16 protein-coding genes and 1 pseudogene are annotated in these 16665 nt (G+C 69.1%); 7 read left to right on the forward strand and 10 right to left on the reverse strand.

Going from position 1 to position 16665, the window contains the following annotated elements; genetic code table 11:
- Positions 1–57: 57 nt before the first annotated feature.
- The 3 genes from M2437_RS08390 to M2437_RS08400 all read left to right on the forward strand — a co-directional run bounded on the left by M2437_RS08390 (position 58) and on the right by M2437_RS08400 (position 2832).
- The gene (locus tag M2437_RS08390) at positions 58–768 is read left to right on the forward strand and encodes a phosphatidylserine decarboxylase (protein WP_003606210.1); all 711 of its coding nucleotides are present in this window, start codon (positions 58–60) and stop codon (positions 766–768) included.
- A 74-nt stretch (positions 769–842) separates the two neighbouring features.
- Positions 843–1685, forward strand: a complete 843-nt coding sequence (locus M2437_RS08395) for a CDP-alcohol phosphatidyltransferase family protein (RefSeq protein WP_003606209.1) — start codon at positions 843–845, stop codon at positions 1683–1685.
- A 94-nt stretch (positions 1686–1779) separates the two neighbouring features.
- Positions 1780–2832, forward strand: a complete 1053-nt coding sequence (locus M2437_RS08400; RefSeq protein WP_253387110.1) for an NAD(P)H-dependent flavin oxidoreductase — start codon at positions 1780–1782, stop codon at positions 2830–2832.
- Between the two features lie 64 nt (positions 2833–2896).
- Here M2437_RS08400 and rpsD read toward each other — a convergent pair whose 3' ends face one another.
- Positions 2897–3514, reverse strand: coding sequence for a 30S ribosomal protein S4 (gene rpsD, locus M2437_RS08405; RefSeq protein WP_003603696.1), 618 nt, complete (start codon positions 3512–3514; stop codon positions 2897–2899).
- A 287-nt stretch (positions 3515–3801) separates the two neighbouring features.
- Between rpsD and M2437_RS08410 the strand changes: the two genes are divergently transcribed.
- On the forward strand, positions 3802–4998 hold the full coding sequence (locus M2437_RS08410; RefSeq protein WP_015952837.1) for a lytic murein transglycosylase: 1197 nt from the start codon (positions 3802–3804) through the stop codon (positions 4996–4998).
- A gap of 310 nt (positions 4999–5308) precedes the next feature.
- On the opposite strand, the gene M2437_RS08415 is transcribed toward M2437_RS08410, so the two are convergent.
- The 5 genes and pseudogenes from M2437_RS08415 to M2437_RS08435 all read right to left on the reverse strand — a co-directional run bounded on the left by M2437_RS08415 (position 5309) and on the right by M2437_RS08435 (position 9595).
- Entirely contained in the window at positions 5309–5650 is a 342-nt protein-coding gene (locus tag M2437_RS08415; protein WP_253387111.1) for a nucleotidyltransferase domain-containing protein, read from the reverse strand.
- A 140-nt stretch (positions 5651–5790) separates the two neighbouring features.
- Positions 5791–6195: a 50S ribosomal protein L19 gene (gene rplS / locus M2437_RS08420; protein WP_003603692.1), complete on the reverse strand. Its 405-nt coding sequence runs from the start codon at positions 6193–6195 to the stop codon at positions 5791–5793.
- Between the two features lie 198 nt (positions 6196–6393).
- A complete protein-coding gene (locus tag M2437_RS08425) occupies positions 6394–7782 on the reverse strand; it encodes a L,D-transpeptidase family protein (RefSeq protein WP_253387112.1) in 1389 nt (462 codons plus the stop codon).
- Between the two features lie 147 nt (positions 7783–7929).
- Positions 7930–8645 (reverse strand): annotated as a pseudogene (locus tag M2437_RS08430) (DUF1796 family putative cysteine peptidase).
- Positions 8642–9595 (reverse strand): acetyl-CoA carboxylase carboxyltransferase subunit alpha, encoded by a 954-nt coding sequence (locus M2437_RS08435; RefSeq protein WP_173390190.1) that lies wholly within the window; start codon positions 9593–9595, stop codon positions 8642–8644. Before M2437_RS08435 ends, M2437_RS08430 begins: the two are co-directional and overlap by 4 nt.
- Before the next feature lie 213 nt (positions 9596–9808).
- On the opposite strand from M2437_RS08435, the gene M2437_RS08440 reads away from it, so the two are divergent.
- Entirely contained in the window at positions 9809–10594 is a 786-nt protein-coding gene (locus M2437_RS08440; protein WP_012255776.1) for a 3-hydroxybutyrate dehydrogenase, read from the forward strand.
- 154 nt (positions 10595–10748) lie between these two features.
- Here the strand turns inward: M2437_RS08440 and M2437_RS08445 are convergent, their stop codons facing one another.
- The 3 genes from M2437_RS08445 to M2437_RS08455 all read right to left on the reverse strand — a co-directional run bounded on the left by M2437_RS08445 (position 10749) and on the right by M2437_RS08455 (position 13056).
- Positions 10749–11105 carry a CsbD family protein gene (locus M2437_RS08445; protein WP_003603685.1) on the reverse strand — a complete coding sequence of 119 codons (357 nt, stop codon included), beginning with the start codon at positions 11103–11105 and terminating at the stop codon, positions 10749–10751.
- A 136-nt stretch (positions 11106–11241) separates the two neighbouring features.
- Positions 11242–12651: a malonyl-CoA decarboxylase gene (locus M2437_RS08450; RefSeq protein ID WP_253387114.1), complete on the reverse strand. Its 1410-nt coding sequence runs from the start codon at positions 12649–12651 to the stop codon at positions 11242–11244.
- Positions 12652–12852: 201 nt separating this feature from the next.
- Positions 12853–13056 (reverse strand): hypothetical protein, encoded by a 204-nt coding sequence (locus M2437_RS08455; protein WP_003603680.1) that lies wholly within the window; start codon positions 13054–13056, stop codon positions 12853–12855.
- Between the two features lie 406 nt (positions 13057–13462).
- On the opposite strand from M2437_RS08455, the gene M2437_RS08460 reads away from it, so the two are divergent.
- Positions 13463–14647: an MFS transporter gene (locus tag M2437_RS08460; protein ID WP_253387115.1), complete on the forward strand. Its 1185-nt coding sequence runs from the start codon at positions 13463–13465 to the stop codon at positions 14645–14647.
- Here M2437_RS08460 and cobD read toward each other — a convergent pair.
- Positions 14640–15635, reverse strand: coding sequence for a threonine-phosphate decarboxylase CobD (gene cobD / locus M2437_RS08465; RefSeq protein ID WP_253389603.1), 996 nt, complete (start codon positions 15633–15635; stop codon positions 14640–14642). The two genes, M2437_RS08460 and cobD, sit on opposite strands and share 8 nt — an antisense overlap.
- 26 nt (positions 15636–15661) lie before the next feature.
- Here cobD and cbiB point away from each other — a divergent pair, with 26 nt between their 5' ends.
- The gene (gene cbiB, locus M2437_RS08470; protein WP_253387116.1) at positions 15662–16663 is read left to right on the forward strand and encodes an adenosylcobinamide-phosphate synthase CbiB; all 1002 of its coding nucleotides are present in this window, start codon (positions 15662–15664) and stop codon (positions 16661–16663) included.
- Positions 16664–16665: the final 2 nt, after the last annotated feature.

Raw genomic sequence — 16665 nt, forward strand, 5'->3', positions numbered from 1 at the left:
GCGCCCCCCTGCCATCCGGCGGGGAAGATTCGCCCCGCCGGAGTCCAACGGGAGCCCATGACCGACCTCATCGAGACGATCCGCCGGACGCTCGTGCCGATCCACAAGGAGGGCTACCCCTTCATCCTGATCGGCATCGTGCTCACCGTGGTGCTCGGCTACTTCTCGCAGTTCTTCGGCTGGATCTTCCTGATCCTGACGCTCTGGGTCTGCTACTTCTTCCGCGATCCCGAGCGGGTGGTGCCGGTCGGCGACGGCCTCATCGTCTCCCCCGCGGACGGGCGCGTGAACCTGATCTCGACCGTGCTGCCGCCGGCCGAACTCGACCTCTCGCACGAGCCGATGCTGCGGATCTCGGTGTTCATGAATGTGTTCGACTGCCACGTGAACCGCGTGCCGGTCTCCGGCAAGATCGGGCAGATCCACTACACGCCGGGCCTGTTCCTCAACGCCGAGCTCGACAAGGCGAGCGAGGACAACGAGCGCAACGGCCTCGTCATGGAGACGACGCATCGCGGCCAGCCGGTGCGCATCGGCGTGGTGCAGATCGCCGGCCTCGTGGCCCGGCGCATCGTCGGCTTCGTCTCGGCCGGCGAGTCCCGCCAAGTCGGCGAGCGCTTCGGCCTCATCCGATTCGGCTCGCGGGTCGATGTCTACCTGCCGCTCGGCACCCGCGTGCTCGTCGGCCTCGGCCAGAAGGCGGTGGCCGGCGAGACCGTACTGGCCGACCTCGGTGGCGGCTCGGAGCGGGCCTTCCGCCGCATCTGATCTCTTTGCAGAAGAGCGACATGCCGAGAAGCGACGAGCCGAAAGACACGTCGAGAGACGAGTCGAGCGACGACATGGACGATCTGTTCCCGCCCTTCGCGCCGGACCCGAACGATCGGCCGCGCCGGTTCCGGCCGGTGCCGTTCCGGATGATCGCGCCGAACATGATCACCCTGCTCGCGCTCTGCCTCGGGCTGACCGCGATCCGGCTGGCCTTCGAAGGCCGGTTCGAGCCGGCGGTGATCGCGGTGATCGTCGCCGCCGTTCTCGACGGGATCGACGGGCGCGTGGCGCGCCTGCTCAAGGGCACGTCGCGCTTCGGCGCCGAACTCGACTCGCTCTCCGACTTCGTCAATTTCGGCTGTGCCCCGGCGCTGATCCTCTACAGCTTCACCCTGCACAACCTCAAATCCGTCGGCTGGATCGTCGCCCTGGTCTTCGCCATCGCCATGTGCCTGCGGCTCGCGCGCTTCAACGCGATGCTCGACGATCCCAACCGCCCCGAATGGAAGAAGGACTACTTTGTCGGCATGCCGGCGCCAGCCGGCGCCATCACCGGCATGCTGCCGCTCTACCTGCACTTCCTCGGCCTCGATTTCAGTGCCTGGGGCCGGCCGGTGATCCTCGTCTACGTGCTCGCCATCGCGCTCCTCGTCGTCTCCACCGTGCCGACCTTCTCGGGCAAGACCTGGGGCAAGCGCGTGCCGCGCGACCTCGTGGTGCCGATCTTCCTCGTGGTCGTGGTCGGCTTCGGCCTCGTGATCAGCTTCCCGTTCGAGGCGATGGCGGCGGTGAGCCTGGCCTATCTCGCGGGCCTTCCCTTCGGCGCCGCGCAATACCGCAAGCGCCTGAAGCAGGAGGCGGCGCGCACGACTGCCGCCGCGACGGCGGAGCATCCGGCGTCGCCGGGGGCGTAACGCTCCGCCTCGGCGACGATCCCTCCGCTGACCGGGATCTGGCACCGTCCGGCCTCGTCCCGTCACCCGTATTGGGGCGAGTGAGGAGACAGCCGTGACAGGTGAGACGGATTTCGTCCGGCGGATCGGGCTCGTGCATCCGATCATCCAGGCTCCCATGGTCGGCCCGAAGGCGCCGCTCGCCGCTGCCGTTAGCGGGGCGGGCGGCCTCGGCTCGCTTGCCTGTGCCGCGCTCACGCCCGATCAGATCCGTGCCGAGGTAGCCGCGATCAGGGTCGTGACGGAGGCGCCGTTCAACCTGAACTTCTTCTGCCACGAGCCGCCCGCACCCGACCCGGCGCGCGAGGCCGCGTGGCGGGCCGCCCTCGCGCCCTACTACGCGGCGTTCGGGCTCGACCCGACGGCGCCGGTGGCGATGGCCAACCGCGCGCCCTTCGACGCCGCGATGGCCGAGGTGGTGGAAGAGCTGCGCCCGGCAGTCGTCAGCTTTCATTTCGGCCTGCCGGCGGATCCGCTGCTGCGGCGGGTGCGGGACGCCGGCTGCCTGATCTGGTCCTCGGCCACCACGGTGCGCGAGGCGCGCTGGCTCGCGGAGCGCGGCGTCGATGCGGTGATCGCGCAAGGCGCAGAGGCCGGCGGTCACCGCGGTATGTTCCTCACCGACGCGGCCGCCTCGCAGGTCGGCTCCATCGCCCTCGTGCCGCAGATCGCCGACGCCGTGGATGTGCCGGTAATCGCGGCGGGCGGCATCGGTGATCCCCGCGGCGTCGCGGCCGCCTTCGCGCTGGGTGCCAGCGCCGTGCAGGTCGGCACCGCCTATCTGCGCTGCCCGGAGGCCGGCATTTCCGCGCCCTATCGTGCGGCACTGGCGGCGGCCCGCGACGAGGACACGGCACTCACCAACGTGCTGACCGGGCGCCCGGCCCGCGGCCTGCTCACCCGCGCCGTGCGCGAGCTCGGACCCGTCAGCCCGCTCGCTCCGGCCTTTCCCGGCGCGGCGGTGGCGCTCCAGCCCCTGCGTATGGCCGCGGAGGCGGCGGGCTCGGGCGACTTCTCGCCGCTCTGGTCCGGGCAGGCGGTCGGCCTCTCGCGGGAGCGGCCGGCGGCTGAACTGACCCGCCTGCTGGCGAGCGGGAGTCCACGATAGGCCGAAACGAGAAAGGGCCGCCCCGAGGGGCGGCCCTTCCAGATTCCGAGACGATCTCGAAAAATTAGCGCGAGTAGAACTCGATGACGAGGTTCGGTTCCATCTGCACCGGGTAGGGCACCTCAGTGAGGCCCGGGATCCGGGTGACGCGGGCGGTCATCTTGTGATGATCGACCTCGATGTAGTCCGGCACGTCGCGCTCGGCGAGCTGCGAAGCCACGACCACGATCTCGAGCTGGCGGGAGGCTTCCTTCACCTCGATCACGTCGCCGGCCTTGACCTGGTAGCTCGGGATGTTGACCCGGCGGCCGTTGACCTTGATGTGCCCGTGGTTGACGAACTGGCGCGCCGCGAACGGGGTCGCCACGAACTTCGAACGGTACACCACGGCGTCGAGGCGGCGCTCGAGCAGACCGATCAGGTTCTCGCCGGAGTCACCACGCAGGCGGATCGCCTCGGCGTAGTAACGGCGGAACTGCTTCTCGGTGATGTTGCCGTAGTAGCCCTTGAGCTTCTGCTTGGCGCGCAGCTGCGTGCCGAAGTCGCTCATCTTGCCCTTGCGGCGCTGGCCGTGCTGGCCGGGGCCGTATTCGCGGCGGTTCACGGGGCTCTTCGGGCGGCCCCAGATGTTCTGGCCCATGCGGCGATCGAGCTTGTGCTTCGCCTGGACGCGTTTTGACATCGCTGTTCCTCTGGAACAAAATTTTGAGGAACGCGCCCTCCTCTCCCTCTTCGCCGAAGCGGCGAGGGCGACAGGGCGGCTGTTACCGCCCACGGGTGCGCATGAAATGCGACGGGGCCCCAAACCGGAGCCCCGTACACCAGCGGGTGCCTAGACGAGAACGCCGACACGGTCAATGCCGCGCCCCATGGCACGACTCCGCCGCATCCCGGTCCTCACCTTTCGTTAACCCTCGTATCGCCTGAATCGCGCGAGAGAATCCCCGAACCCTGACGGAGCGCCGACCCATGCCGACGCCAGCCACCCGCGCCAGCCTGATCGGGCTTGCCCTTGCCAGCGGCCTTCTCGCCGGCCCTGCGCGAGCCGATTTCCAATCCTGCCTTGCCGGCATCCAGGCGCAGGCCGCCGGGGCCGGCGTCTCGGCCCAGACCTTCCGCGCCGCGACGGCCAACATCGCCTACGACGACAAGGTGATCGAGCTGTCCCAGGCGCAGCCGGAATTCAAGACGCCGATCTGGGACTACATGTCGGCTCTGGTCGACGAAGAGCGGGTCGAGGACGGGCGCGCGGCCATGCGCCAGCATGCCCAGGCTTTGGCGAACGCAGAGGCGCGCTACGGCGTCGATCGTCACACCATCGCCGCGGTGTGGGGCGTCGAGTCCAATTTCGGCAAGAACCTCGGCAAGATGCCGCTGGTGCAGTCCCTCGCCACGCTCGCCTGCTCGAGCAACCGCCGTCGCGACTTCTTCCGCACCGAACTGATCGCGACGCTGAAGATCATCGAGCGCGGCGACATCGAAGCCTCGCGGCTGACCGGCTCCTGGGCCGGCGCCTTCGGCCAGACGCAGTTCATGCCCACCACCTACCAGCGTCTCGCCGTGGACGGCGACGGCGACGGGCGGCGCGACGTGGTCGATTCGGTGGCCGACGCGGTCGCCTCCACCGCCAACTTCCTGCGCGTCGCCAAGTGGTCGAACGGCCAGCCCTGGGGCTACGAGGTGCGGCTGCCGCGCGGCTTCAACGTCGCCGCCGCGGGCCGCAAGAACAAGCATGCCGTCGGCCACTGGGCCTCGCTCGGCGTCACCCGGGTCGATGGCAAGGCGCTGACGGGAGAGGGGCCTGCCGGCATCATCGCGCCCGCGGGCATCAATGGCCCGGCCTTCCTCGTGACAAAGAACTTCGACGCGATCTATTCCTACAACGCCGCCGAATCCTACGGGCTGGCCATCGCCGTCCTCTCGGACCGCCTGCGGGGCCGCCCCGGCGTCCAGGCCGACTGGCCGACCGACGATCCACCGCTCTCGCGTGCCGAGCGCCGCGACCTCCAGACCCGCCTGACCGCCCGCGGCTACGATGTCGGCGAGCCGGACGGCAAGGTCGGCTCCAAGACCCGCGAAGCGATCAAGGAGATCGAGCGCCAACTCGGCATGCCCGCCACCGGGCGGCCGGGCGGCAAGGTGCTGGAGGCGCTGCGGCGGGGGTAACGGCGACCCGGCGCGCCGGATCGTCGGCTTCGGCTACGCGTACGAGCCCGCGTCAATCCGGGAAAAACCGTGCTCGCATCGTCGCAACGACCCCCTCGGCCTGAGCGAGAGGTCAGTCGGCTTCCTCGGCCGAGGGTGCTCCGGCCATATCATCGGCGCGGATGCGAACATCCTGAAGGCGGCTGCAACCGCCTTCGGTATCGCCGGCAAAAGGAGCCGAGCCACCGCCAGCGCTCGCTCGGCATTGCCGATGAAGGCGAGGGCGATCGCGCCCGTCACAGGCGAACACCGTCGCGCCGGATGCTCGCGATTAGAGTGGGGTTGGGAAAGCGCTCGGGGTGGCGCCATTCGCTCTCCCACAGCGGCACGGCCTGAACGAGCAGACCAGTTTTTCCATCAGAATATCGAAGGCGATCTCGGCCATCTCGCCCGGGATACGGCTACGTTCAGCGTAATCGCCGTCCAGTACAACGGCGTGATCGGCGTCGCTGTCAGCCTGATGCGTTCCTCGGGCTCGGTTTCCGAACAAGAAGACCTCGCGGATGGGGTAATGCCCACCGATCCACCTGAGAAAAGCGCGCACGCCGCACTCCGTCGCGTCGTCCGGAAACGGCGATCGACAGGCGTCCGTGCTCGGCTCCGGATCGGACATCGACCTGGGAAGGACTCCGCACCGGCTGCCCGTGCCAGTCCTCTCTGTGCATGGAAATGCGAAACAAAAAACCCGCCCCGATCATCTCGGGACGGGCGCATCGGCAGGAGCGGCCCCGTAGGACCACTCTTGGATAAGGATTACTCCGCGGCAGTCGCGGCGGCGGCCTTCTGGGCCTTGGCCTTATCGGAGCGGTCCGAACGCTCGACGATACGGGCCGACTTACCGCGGCGGTCGCGCAGGTAGTAGAGCTTGGCGCGACGGACCTTACCGCGGCGGACCACCTTGATCGAGTCGATCATCGGGGAGTGCACGGGGAAGACGCGCTCCACGCCCTCGCCGTAGGAGATCTTGCGGACGGTGAAGCTCTCGTTGAGGCCGCCGCCGTTGCGGGCGATGCAGACGCCCTCATAGGCCTGGACGCGGGTACGCTCGCCTTCCTTGACGCGAACGTTGACGATGACCGTGTCGCCCGGCTCGAAATCCGGAATGGTCTTGGCGAGGCGGGCAACTTCTTCCCGCTCAAGCTGCTCGATGATGTTCATTGAAAAAGCTCCGGCCGTTAGCGCCCGTCCGGTAAAGTCCGGGCGTCAGGATTTCGGCATCCTGTTGTGAGTTGGGCGGGGCTGTACAGGATGCCCGCCGCTTTGTCGATGGGGTTAGCGCCCCGCTCCAGCAATCACCCGAGCGGGAGCGTCATGATACGATCATGCTTACCGACGCCGACGATCCGTCGGGGGCGATCAGTTCCGGAGGGAACCGGTGGTCGTGACCGCGGCCTGCGGCTTCGCCTTGGGAGCCTCGGACTTGTGGGTCTCGGGCTTGTGGCCCTCGGCGGCCTTCTCGTCCTTGCCGGGCTTCTTGCCCAGGACCTTGCTGAAGGCGCTCACGTCGCCATCCGCGTCGGCGACGGTGACACGGGCGGGCTTGGCTGAGCCGGGCTTGGCGTGACCCGCCTTGCTGTCAGCCGCCTTGGCCGGCTCCTGCACGGCGACCACCGTCGTCGGCTTCACCTGCTCCTTACGGGCAGCGGCGGCCTTAGTCGGGCCGGGCGCGTCGGCGGGGGCGGCGGCGATCAAGACGGGCTTGCCCTTGGCATCGACCTCGAACTCGTTCGGCCCGAGCGCGAGGCTCTCCGGCCGGCTGACGTCACCGAGGTGATAGCGGCCGTATTCCTTGGCCGTATAGGCGAGCTCCTTCTCCTTTTCCTTCTCGTTCTCGATCAGGGCTGCGAAGGTCGGCCCCTCCGGCTTCTGCGGGCGGAAGACCGGGTTCTGGCCGCCGTCGTCATAGACGACGCGGGTCGCAGGCGTGCCCTTGGCGATCAGCTCGGCAACCTCGTGGCTGTCGCGGTCGCGCTTCTCGGCGACCAGCGGATCGACCCGCGGCGTGCAGTTGCCCGCCGCCACGTCGGCACCGCCGAACACGTATTTGGTGCCGCAGGCCGCGACCCGCGGCTCCTCCTTGAGGGTCTCGAAATAGTCCGAGCCTTCCTTGAGGTTCTTCCAGAACGGCGCGTTGGGGTCGTTGCGGAACTTGGCGATGTTCGAGGCCGTCATCCGGAACGGGTAGGACTGGAACTGGAACGCGCGCTGGCCGCCGTTGAAGGCCTCGCGGGCGATGGCGTAGATCTCCGACATCGAGGCGTCGGTCATCGCGAAACAGCCCGACGACGAGCAGGTGCCGTGCACCATGATGTAGTTGCCGGTGCCGCCCTTGGCCCGGTCGATGGCGTTGGGGTAGCCGACATCGAAGGAGAGGTAGTAGCTCGAATTCGGGTTCATCTGACCCGGCGTGATCGCGTAGAACCCTTCCGGCGCCTGCCGGTCGCCCTGCTTCAGCTTGGGGCCGAGCTGGCCCGACCAGCGACAGATCGGGAAGGTCTTCAGCAGCGCGTACTGGCCGTTGGCGCCGCGCTTCCACACCTCCATCTCCGCTTCCTTCTTGAAGGCGCGGATCAGGATCGGGTCGGATTGGCTCATGCCCTTGGTCTGCATGAGCGCAAGGGTCTGCGGGGGAATCGGCGTCAGGCTGCGGGTCGAAGCGCCGCCGAGCATGGCGCTGTCCTGGCAGGCACCGAGGGTCATCGCCAGAGCGACGGCAGCAGCCGCCACAAACGGACGCACAGCCATGGGGAACCCGTCCTTACGTGTCCTCGCCCGCAGGGCAATTCCTGCCCTTTTGCGGACGTCACTCCCCGAACCCTATAGGCTCGCTAAGCTTACCCAGAGCTTACCGCAAGACGGCGATCCACATTGTGGACAGCCGTTGCAAATCCATCACGGTTCCGCAGGAAATGGGCTGCGCTCCCGCAGAACAGCCTTCACGAAGGCGTCATCGGCGCGGAATCGGCGAAGCGAACACCAACCGATGGCGAACGAACCTCGATCCGGAGCCAATCGAGTTGCGGCTCCTGCGCGAGCACGCTCACCGTCCGGCTCTCCCCCTGGTGCAGCTGAAGCATCAGGAGGTGATTGTCCGCACCCCGCGCCGTCAGCGCATCGCGGATCGCCCGAACCGTCGCCGCCTCGGTGGGGAGGGCGGTCATCAGGTAGAAGCGGTTGCGGGCACCGGGCCGGTCCAGGGCCGCACGCAGCCGCCGCACGCCGGCTTGCAGGAAACGGTAATCCTCGTCGCTGGCCGCCGGGTCGTGGTGGTTGAACACGAACGGAATCGCGTGCCGATCCCGGTAGAGGAGATGGCGGCAACGCGTCTCGTTCGGCGCCTGCCGCTCATGCAGGGGCGTGCTCTCGTAGTGGCGCCGGTCGAGCAGATCGGAAAAGTCGTCGGCGAGGCAATCGCGGACCATTCCCGGCGACGAGAAGATCCAGTCGAAGGGTGCCGACCATGTGCGCAGGTCGAGCCCCTTCAGGATCTGCGCGGTATGGCAGTGGCTGCCGAGCGAGATGTGGTTGACGGCGCCGGGCTCACGGAGGTCGCGCCGGCCGAGGCGGCGCAGGCCGTTCAGCAGGCCCGCGCCGAGCCCCCGTTTCACAGCTTGCGGCCGATCTCGAGAAACTTCTGCGCGCGCCGGTCTCGGACCTCGTCCGGGCTCAAGCCTTCGAACTCGGCCAGCGCGCGGGCGATGGCGTCACCGGTCGCGTTGAGCGCCGCCTGACGGTCGCGGTGCGCGCCGCCGGTGGCTTCGGGCACGATGGAATCGATGATGCCGAGGCGCAGCAGATCCTGCGCGGTGATCTTCATGGCGGTGGCGGCGTCGTGCGCCCGGCCCTGGTCGCGCCACAGGATCGAGGCGGCGCCCTCCGGGGAGATCACGCTGTAGATGGCGTGTTCCAGCATCATCACCGTGTTGGCGGTGGCGATGGCGATGGCCCCGCCCGAGCCGCCTTCGCCGATGACGACGGCGACGTTCGGTACGCCGAGCGCGAGACAGGCTTCCGTGGAGCGGGCGATCGCCTCGGCCTGGCCGCGCTCCTCGGCCTCGATGCCGGGGAAGGCGCCGGCGGTGTCGACGAAGGCGAGGACCGGCAGGCCGAAGCGGTCGGCGGTCTCCATCAGGCGCACGGCCTTGCGGTAGCCCTCCGGCCGGGCCATCCCGAAATTGTGCCGCAGCCGCGCCTCGGTGGTCGCGCCCTTCTCCTGGCCGAGGACGCAGACCGGGCGGCCGCGAAAGCGCCCGAAGCCGCCGATGATCGCCTCGTCCTCGCCGAAGGTACGGTCGCCGGCCAGCGGCGTGAACTCGTCGATCAGCCCGGCGCAGTAATCGACGAAGTGCGGCCGCTGCGGATGGCGCGCGACCTGCGTCTTCTGCCAGGGGGTGAGGGCGGCATAGATCTCGGCGAGCGCCTGGGCCGCCTTGCCCTCCAGGCGCCCGACCTCCTCGCTGATCGAGACGGCGCCGTCGCGCTGGCCCAGGGCCTTGAGTTCCTCGAGCTTCGCCTCGAGTTCCGCCACGGGCTTCTCGAAGTCGAGATAGGAGCGCATCACCGCCATCGATCGTCGGTCCAACTTCTTGCTCGGCAGCCGTGCACCCGCCCGGCGCCCTGCGACCGGCGCGAGGTGTTCGGGGAAGCGGGCATGGGTGTCAACCGCCGCTTAGCGTCAGCGCGTGCGGCGCAGCAAGATCGACTTCGCCGAACCATTGGGGCAAGTCGTGGGGCGAGAGGGTCCGCGCGGCCCGCGAACCGGAGGGAAATCATGAGCCTGCAAGGGAAAGCTGCCGTGGTCACCGGCTCGACGAGCGGCATCGGCCTCGCCATCGCCAAGAGCTTCGCCAAGGACGGCGCGAACGTGGTCCTCAACGGATTCGGCAACCCCGAAGACATCGAGCGGACCCGCAGCGGCATCGAGAGCGAGTTCGGGGTCAAGGCGGTCTATTCGCCCGCCGACCTCACCAAGCCGGACGAGATCGGCGGGCTGATCGCACTCTCGGTCGAGACGTTCGGCAGCATCGACATCCTCGTGAACAATGCGGGCATCCAGTACGTCTCGCCGATCGAGGACTTTCCGGTCGAGAAGTGGGACCAGATCATCGCGCTCAATCTCTGCTCGGCCTTTCACACCCTGCGTGCGGCCGTGCCGCACATGAAGGCGAAGGGCTGGGGCCGGGTCATCAACACGGCCTCGGCGCACTCGATGGTCGCCTCGCCCTACAAGTCGGCCTACGTCGCGGCCAAGCACGGCGTCGTCGGCCTCACGAAGACGGCGGCGCTCGAACTCGCCACCCACGGTATCACCGTGAACTGCATCTCACCGGGCTATGTCTGGACGCCGCTGGTGGAGAGCCAGATCCCGGACACGATGAAGGCGCGCGGCCTCACCAAGGAGCAGGTGATCGAGGAGGTGCTGCTCAAGGCGCAGCCGACCAAGGAATTCGTGACGATCGATCAGGTGGCGGCGCTCGCCCTGTTCCTGTGCACGGACAGCGCCAGCCAGATCACCGGCGCTAACATCGCCATGGATGGCGGCTGGACGGCGCAGTAGCACCGGCGATGGGCGGAGCGCGGCGCTAGGGCATCGTTCCGAAAGGTAGTTGCCGGCTTTCGGAAATAAGATGATGCATAAGCAAGAGCTTCGATCATCGTCCTGGATCACGTACCCAAGACGATGATCGAGCGTCGCGCTCCGATGGCTTCGTTCAGCGGCGCGAATGCAGCAGCAGGGCGAGGCCGTAGCCGACAGCGCCGGCAATCATGAGAGCGAGGAACGGGTTCTCCCCGACCTGCGTCTCGACCCGCTCGCGCCCGTCGCGCAGATACGTGCCGCCGTTGCGGCTGACGCGGTCATAGGCATCCTCCGCATAGCCGCCGACATCGTCGGCGATATCGCGCACGGTGTCCTTGGCCTGCCCGTAGATGCGCTGCGCGCGGCCCTCGGCTTCCCGGTAGCGGCCCTCCAGCGAATCCCGGTCCGAGCCGAGCGCATCGCCCACCACGCCCTGCGCCCGGCCGCCGAGATCCTTTGCGGTGCCGACGATGCGATCCGAATCCACCATGGCGGAACTCCTGTTTTTGTTAGGCCCGCCACCTTGAGAGTTTCGGGCGGGCGTCGGACAGGAGAACGTGCGAGGAGGGATTCGGTCCCGCGCGGCCGCGAAAAAGCGGCGTCCGCCGTCCCGCTGAAGACGCGGATCAGCCCGCCTCGGCCAGCACCACCGCCCGCGGCGGCGGGAGGTTGGAGCGCAGTTCGCGGCTGACCGTCGAGGAGGTCGCGACGGTACCGAGATTGACGTAGGTCTCGTGATTCTTCTCGATCGCCGAGAGATCGTAGAGGTAGTTCACCATCAGCCCATAGGACTGCTTCAGACCCTTCTTCGAGGTGTCGCCGAGGAAGTTCATCCGCTCCAGCCGGGCGCCGTTGCCGAGATGGAAGCGGGCCACCGGATCGAGCGGGCGGCCCTTCTCGTTCTTGGCGCGCAGGAAATAGGCCGCCGCCGCAGGCAGCATGGCGCGTCGCACCGCTTCGCACTTCGTCTTGTCGCTGCGCCAATCCTCGGTATCGAGCAGGCGCAACGCCTCCACATCCTCGCGCGTCAGGCCCTGCGGCGCATCGGCGCCACGCTCGCGGTCGAGCCAGGTGCGGAAGCCGGGCACCGGCGAGAGGGTGACGAAGGTCTTCAGCGAAGGAATCTCGCGGGCGAGATCCTCGACCACCTGCTTGATGAGGAAGTTGCCGAAGGTAACGCCGGCCAAGCCCTTCTGACAGTTCGAGATCGAGTAGAAGATCGCGGTCGTGGCGCTGCGCGCGGGCACCGGTTCGCGCCCGTCGGCGAGGATCGGCTGGATCGCCGGAGCGATGGCGTTGGTGAGCGCCACCTCGACGAAGATCAGCGGCTCGTCGAGCAGAGCCGGGTGGAAGAAGGCGAAACAGCGCCGGTCCGTCGGCTGGATGCGGCGGCGCAACTCGTCCCAATCGGCGATCTCGTGGACCGCCTCATAGCGGATGATCTTTTCGAGGATGTCGGCCGGCGTCGACCAGTCGATCGGGCGCAAAACGAGGAAGCCCCGGTTGAACCAAGAGGCGAACAGGTGCTCGAAATCGCTGTCGAGGCTCACCGCCGCGTCGATCGTCTCCGGGGCGGCTTCCCGATCCTTCAGGCGCTTGCGCAGCGTGAACAGATCCTCGCGCATCCGCACCAGCGCCAGGGTGCCGCCGCGGGCGAGGTTGAGCCGCCGAATCAGTTCCTGCGAGCGCGGCTCGGCCGCCACGTGCAACAGGCCGAGACGGGCCCGCGTCGGATCGGCACGGTAAGCGGCGATCGCGGCATCGACCGCGTCATGGTCGGCACCGAATTCAGTGGCAATGAGTTCGAGGAAGGCGAGCCGGTCCTCAAGGGGAAAGGCGGCGTAGCGATCGAGGATCAAGCGCGCGAGCGCGACACCGGAGGCTTCGCCGCGCCGGGAGATCAGGTCTTCGCAGAACCGGGCGAGGTCGGCCGCGCTCGCCGTCCGCGCCAGATCGGAGCGGGCCAAGCCGATGAGGTCCCGGCCCCGGTCACTGATGGTCTGGATGAGATCGCCGAGGAACGAGATCGCCGCCATGACCGAACAAGCCCTTGGATCCGCCGAGCCGACGCAGACAAGGCTCGGCCGTTACCGGAACCTAAAGCCTACGCCGCCTCGGCGCCAGATATGGGAGGTATGCGGGAGCCCCATTGGGCGCCTCCGGCAACACCATTCCGCTGCGCGAATCACCCTGTCGCAGCAGGCGATGGTCGGCCGAGGCCGAGCCGTTGGCGGCCCTCAGAACTCGGCCTCCGCATGCGGCGCGAGATCCACCGTGTCGGCGCGTTCGCGCCAATCATTCACACCGCGTGAGCGGGCAAAGCGGATCTCCGCGGCCTTCAGGGCGCGCTCCGGATCGCGGGCGCGCGAAATCTCGACGAAGCCGACCGTGAAGGGCACCCCGAGGATCTGCTTCGCGAAGTGGACGCGGTAATTCGACATACACGACTCCTCATCTTGAAGCGGCGGCCGGCCACCTGGAGAAAATGTGCGCCATCACGCGCCCATCTGTAAATGGTTACCCGGCCAAGCTGCTGCGAAGGCTGTGCGTTTTTCTTACAATTGATCATATAGGCGCTCTTTTGGGGGATGCTACCACCGCGCGTCCGGGTGTCGCCGGTGCGACGTGCGCTCCCCATTCGCCCTTGGCGAGGACACGGTCTTTGACCGCGCGTTTCGTCGGGCCGTCCGGGCAAAATCAGACATTCTGCCGCGCGAAGGCTGCACCTCACCGTGTCACCGGGGCTGGCGGTCCGGCAGCGGCCTGCCGTATGGGGCGGTCCATGCCGTTTTCCCCACCCCTCAATGCCCCTCCGTCCCAACCCTGCGAGATGCGGGCGGCGCAGCGATGAGCCGTGATGCAGGGGGCGACCGCGTCCTTTCTCCGACGACGCGCATCGGGCTCACCCTGATCGCGGGCGGGGCCGTCGCCAACATCTACTACAATCAGCCTCTGCTCGCGGTCCTCGTCGCCGAGTTCGGCGAGCGGGCGGCCCTGCTCGTGCCCACGGCCAGCCTCGTCGGCTACGGTCTGGGCATCCTGTTCCTCGTGCCCCTGGGCGATGCCCTGCCGCGGCGCGACCTCATCGTGTGGCAGTTGCTGGGGCTGGCCGTCGCACTGGTCGTCGCCGCGCTCAGCCCGAATCTCGCCGTGCTCGCGGCGGCGAGCCTCGTCATCGGCGTGCTCGCCTGCGCCGCGCAGCAGGCGGTGCCCTTCGCCGCCGAGCTTGCGCCCGATGCAAGCCGGGGACGAATCGTCGGCGGCGTGATGACCGGCCTCCTCTCCGGCATCCTGCTCGCCCGCACCGCGAGCGGCTTCGTCGGCGCGCAGTTCGGCTGGCGCGCGGTGTTCTTCGCCGCGGCCGGCCTCGCCGTCGCCATGGCGGGGGTCGCGTGGCGCACGCTGCCGCGCAGCGCACCGAAGCAGCGCCTGCGCTATCGCGCGCTGATGATCTCGCTGCTGCATCTCGTGCGCAGCCAGCCGATCTTGCGCAACGCCAGCCTGTCGCAGGCCCTGCTGTTTGCCAGCTTCAACGCGTTCTGGGCGACGCTGGCCCTCCTCGTCGAAGCGCCGCCCTTCGACCTCACCGCGGCGGGCGCGGGCCTGTTCGGCGTCATCGGCGTGGCGGGCGCGCTGATCGCTCCCTATTCCGGCCGCTACAGCGACCGGCGCGGCGCCCGGCCGGTGGTGATCGTCGGCAGCGTCCTGGTCGCGGCGGCCTTCGCGGTGCTGGCACTGGCCGGTGAGGTGTCGCTCCTCGCCATCGCGGCAGGCGTGCTGCTCCTCGACATTGGCATCAACGGCGCGCTGATCGCCAACCAGACCCGCGCCTACGCCCTCGCGCCGGGCGCCCGCGGGCGCATCAACACCGTGCTGTTCACCGCCGTCTTCATCGGCGGGGCGGCCGGCGCCTTCCTCGGCTCGCGCGCCTTCCTCCTCGCGGGCTGGCCCGGCGTCTGCGCCGTCGGCGGCGCCTTTGCGCTTGCCGCGCTGGCCGTGTCCTGGCTCGGCGGTAGAACCCAGCCTACTTGAGCACCCGCGAGACGCGGCACCACGCCGCCTTGTCCGGGGGCAGGCCGAAGCGCAGCCGCTCCGGCGTCTCGACAAAGCGCCGCACGTAAATCCCGGCCTCGCCGAGTGCCCGGAACAGGCCGGGCCCGTCCGCGAAATCCGCCGTGCGGAACAGGGCCGTCCCGCCGATGACTCGCCCGCCGGCCCGCCCGATCATCCGGTCGAGGCGGCCCGCATCCTTCGCCCGGGCGGCGGCGGCCTCACGGCGCCACGCGGCATCCGGCAGCGCCGCGCAGCCTGCGGCGATGGCGGGGCCCGAGACCGCCCAGGGTCCGAGGGCGGATTCGAGACGTCGCGCCAATGCCGGCTCAGCAAGCGCGAAGCCGAGTCGGAGGCCCGCGAGCCCGTAGGTCTTGCCGAACGAGCGCAGGATCACGAGGCCGGGCCCCGGCCGTGCCGCCTCCACGGGTTCAAGGTCGGCGAAGGCCTGATCGAGCACGACGAGGCCTCGCCCGGCGACGCGTGCCAGCGCCTCGGCCGAGAACACGCGCCCGTCGGGATTGTTGGGGCTGACCGCCACCACGATTTCGGCGCCCTCCGCCTCGCGCGGATCGGTCACCATCCGCACGGTATGGCCGGAGCGGGTCCAGGCAGCGGCGTGCTCGGCATAGGTCGGGCCGAGCACCGCGACGCGGGACGGCGGCATCAGCCGCGGCAGGGTTTCGATCAGGATCTGCGTGCCGGGCGCGGCGACGATATGGTCCGGCCCCGGCGCGCCGTAGGCCTCCGCCGCCGCGGATTTGAGCCGGGCAAGGTCGGCGGGGGAGGGCAGGCGGTAAAGGGCACTGGCTATGAGGGGCGGCAGCGGATAGGGCACCGGGTTGATACCGGTCGAAAGGTCGAGCCACGGCTCGGGCGCGCCCGGAAACAGCCGGCGGGCCGCGTCGAGATCGCCGCCATGCGCGATCCCGTCGCGCGAATCGTCCGTCAGCACCTCGCGTCCGCCCATCCCGCCCCGCACCGACCCCACCAACGATGTCCTGGATCGCCCTGACCCATCCGCCCGACACCCTCGGCATCCTGGCCCTCGCCCTGCTGATCGAGGCCATGGCGGGTTATCCGGACCGCCTCTACAGGGCGCTCGGCCATCCTGTCACCTGGATCGGCCGACTGATCGCGGCGCTCGAACGCGGGCTCAACCGGGGCACGCCGCGAGCGCGCCGGCTCGGCGGCATCCTGGCGCTCACCGGGCTGCTCGCCACGGTGGCCGCCGTCACCCTGGGGCTGACGGCACTCGCCGCGCTCACGGGTCACGGGTTCGGGCTGGTGGTCCTCGCGATTCTCGCCGCCAGCCTGCCGGCGCAGCGCAGCCTGTTCGTCCATGTCCGGCGCGTCTCCGCCGCCCTGCGGACGGAGGGGCTGGCCGGGGGTCGCACTGCCGTCTCGATGATCGTCGGCCGAAACCCCGAGAGCCTCGACGAGGCGGCCGTGTGCCGAGCCGCGATCGAGAGCCTCGCCGAAAACTTTTCCGACGGCATCGTCGCGCCGGCCTTCTGGATCGGCGCGGGCGGGCTCACCGGCGGCGCGCTCTACAAGGCGATCAACACCGCCGACAGCATGATCGGCCACCGGACTCCCCGCTACGAAGCGTTCGGCTGGGCCGCGGCCCGTCTCGACGATCTCGTGAACCTGCCGGCCTCGCGGCTCACCGCCCTCCTGCTGATCGCGGCAGCGGCCCTGAGCCGGGATGTCTCTGCGGCGGGCGCATGGCGGGCGATCCGCCGCGACGCGGGCCGCCACCGCTCGCCCAATGCCGGCTGGCCCGAGGCGGCCATGGCCGGCGCGCTTGGCTTACGGCTCGCGGGCCCGCGCATCTACGGCGACACCCGCGTCGAGGATGCCTGGATGGGCGACGGGCGGGCCGAGGCCAACCCCGACGACATCGTGCGCGCGCTGAAGCTCTACCGGACGGCCTGCGCGCTGCAATTCACGCTGGTCGCGGCCGGGACCGGCCTTTGGCTCACCTTCGGCCGCTAAGG

Origin of the sequence: Methylorubrum pseudosasae, from assembly GCF_029504475.1 — a bacterium.
Lineage (GTDB): Bacteria > Pseudomonadota > Alphaproteobacteria > Rhizobiales > Beijerinckiaceae > Methylobacterium > Methylobacterium extorquens.

Coding starts and splice junctions, on each gene's coding strand:
- M2437_RS08390 (WP_003606210.1), top strand. CDS start 58: ATGACCGACCTCATCGAGACGATCCGCCGGACGCTCGTGCCGATCCAC.
- M2437_RS08445 (WP_003603685.1), bottom strand. CDS start 11,105: ATGGTGGATTCGGATCGCATCGTCGGCACCGCAAAGGATCTCGGCGGC.
- rpsD (WP_003603696.1), bottom strand. CDS start 3,514: ATGTCAAAACGCGTCCAGGCGAAGCACAAGCTCGATCGCCGCATGGGC.
- M2437_RS08410 (WP_015952837.1), top strand. CDS start 3,802: ATGCCGACGCCAGCCACCCGCGCCAGCCTGATCGGGCTTGCCCTTGCC.
- rplS (WP_003603692.1), bottom strand. CDS start 6,195: ATGAACATCATCGAGCAGCTTGAGCGGGAAGAAGTTGCCCGCCTCGCC.
- M2437_RS08460 (WP_253387115.1), top strand. CDS start 13,463: ATGAGCCGTGATGCAGGGGGCGACCGCGTCCTTTCTCCGACGACGCGC.
- M2437_RS08450 (WP_253387114.1), bottom strand. CDS start 12,651: ATGGCGGCGATCTCGTTCCTCGGCGATCTCATCCAGACCATCAGTGAC.
- cobD (WP_253389603.1), bottom strand. CDS start 15,635: ATGGGCGGACGCGAGGTGCTGACGGACGATTCGCGCGACGGGATCGCG.
- M2437_RS08395 (WP_003606209.1), top strand. CDS start 843: ATGGACGATCTGTTCCCGCCCTTCGCGCCGGACCCGAACGATCGGCCG.
- cbiB (WP_253387116.1), top strand. CDS start 15,662: ATGTCCTGGATCGCCCTGACCCATCCGCCCGACACCCTCGGCATCCTG.
- M2437_RS08425 (WP_253387112.1), bottom strand. CDS start 7,782: ATGGCTGTGCGTCCGTTTGTGGCGGCTGCTGCCGTCGCTCTGGCGATG.
- M2437_RS08415 (WP_253387111.1), bottom strand. CDS start 5,650: ATGTCCGATCCGGAGCCGAGCACGGACGCCTGTCGATCGCCGTTTCCG.
- M2437_RS08455 (WP_003603680.1), bottom strand. CDS start 13,056: ATGTCGAATTACCGCGTCCACTTCGCGAAGCAGATCCTCGGGGTGCCC.
- M2437_RS08440 (WP_012255776.1), top strand. CDS start 9,809: ATGAGCCTGCAAGGGAAAGCTGCCGTGGTCACCGGCTCGACGAGCGGC.
- M2437_RS08435 (WP_173390190.1), bottom strand. CDS start 9,595: ATGCGCTCCTATCTCGACTTCGAGAAGCCCGTGGCGGAACTCGAGGCG.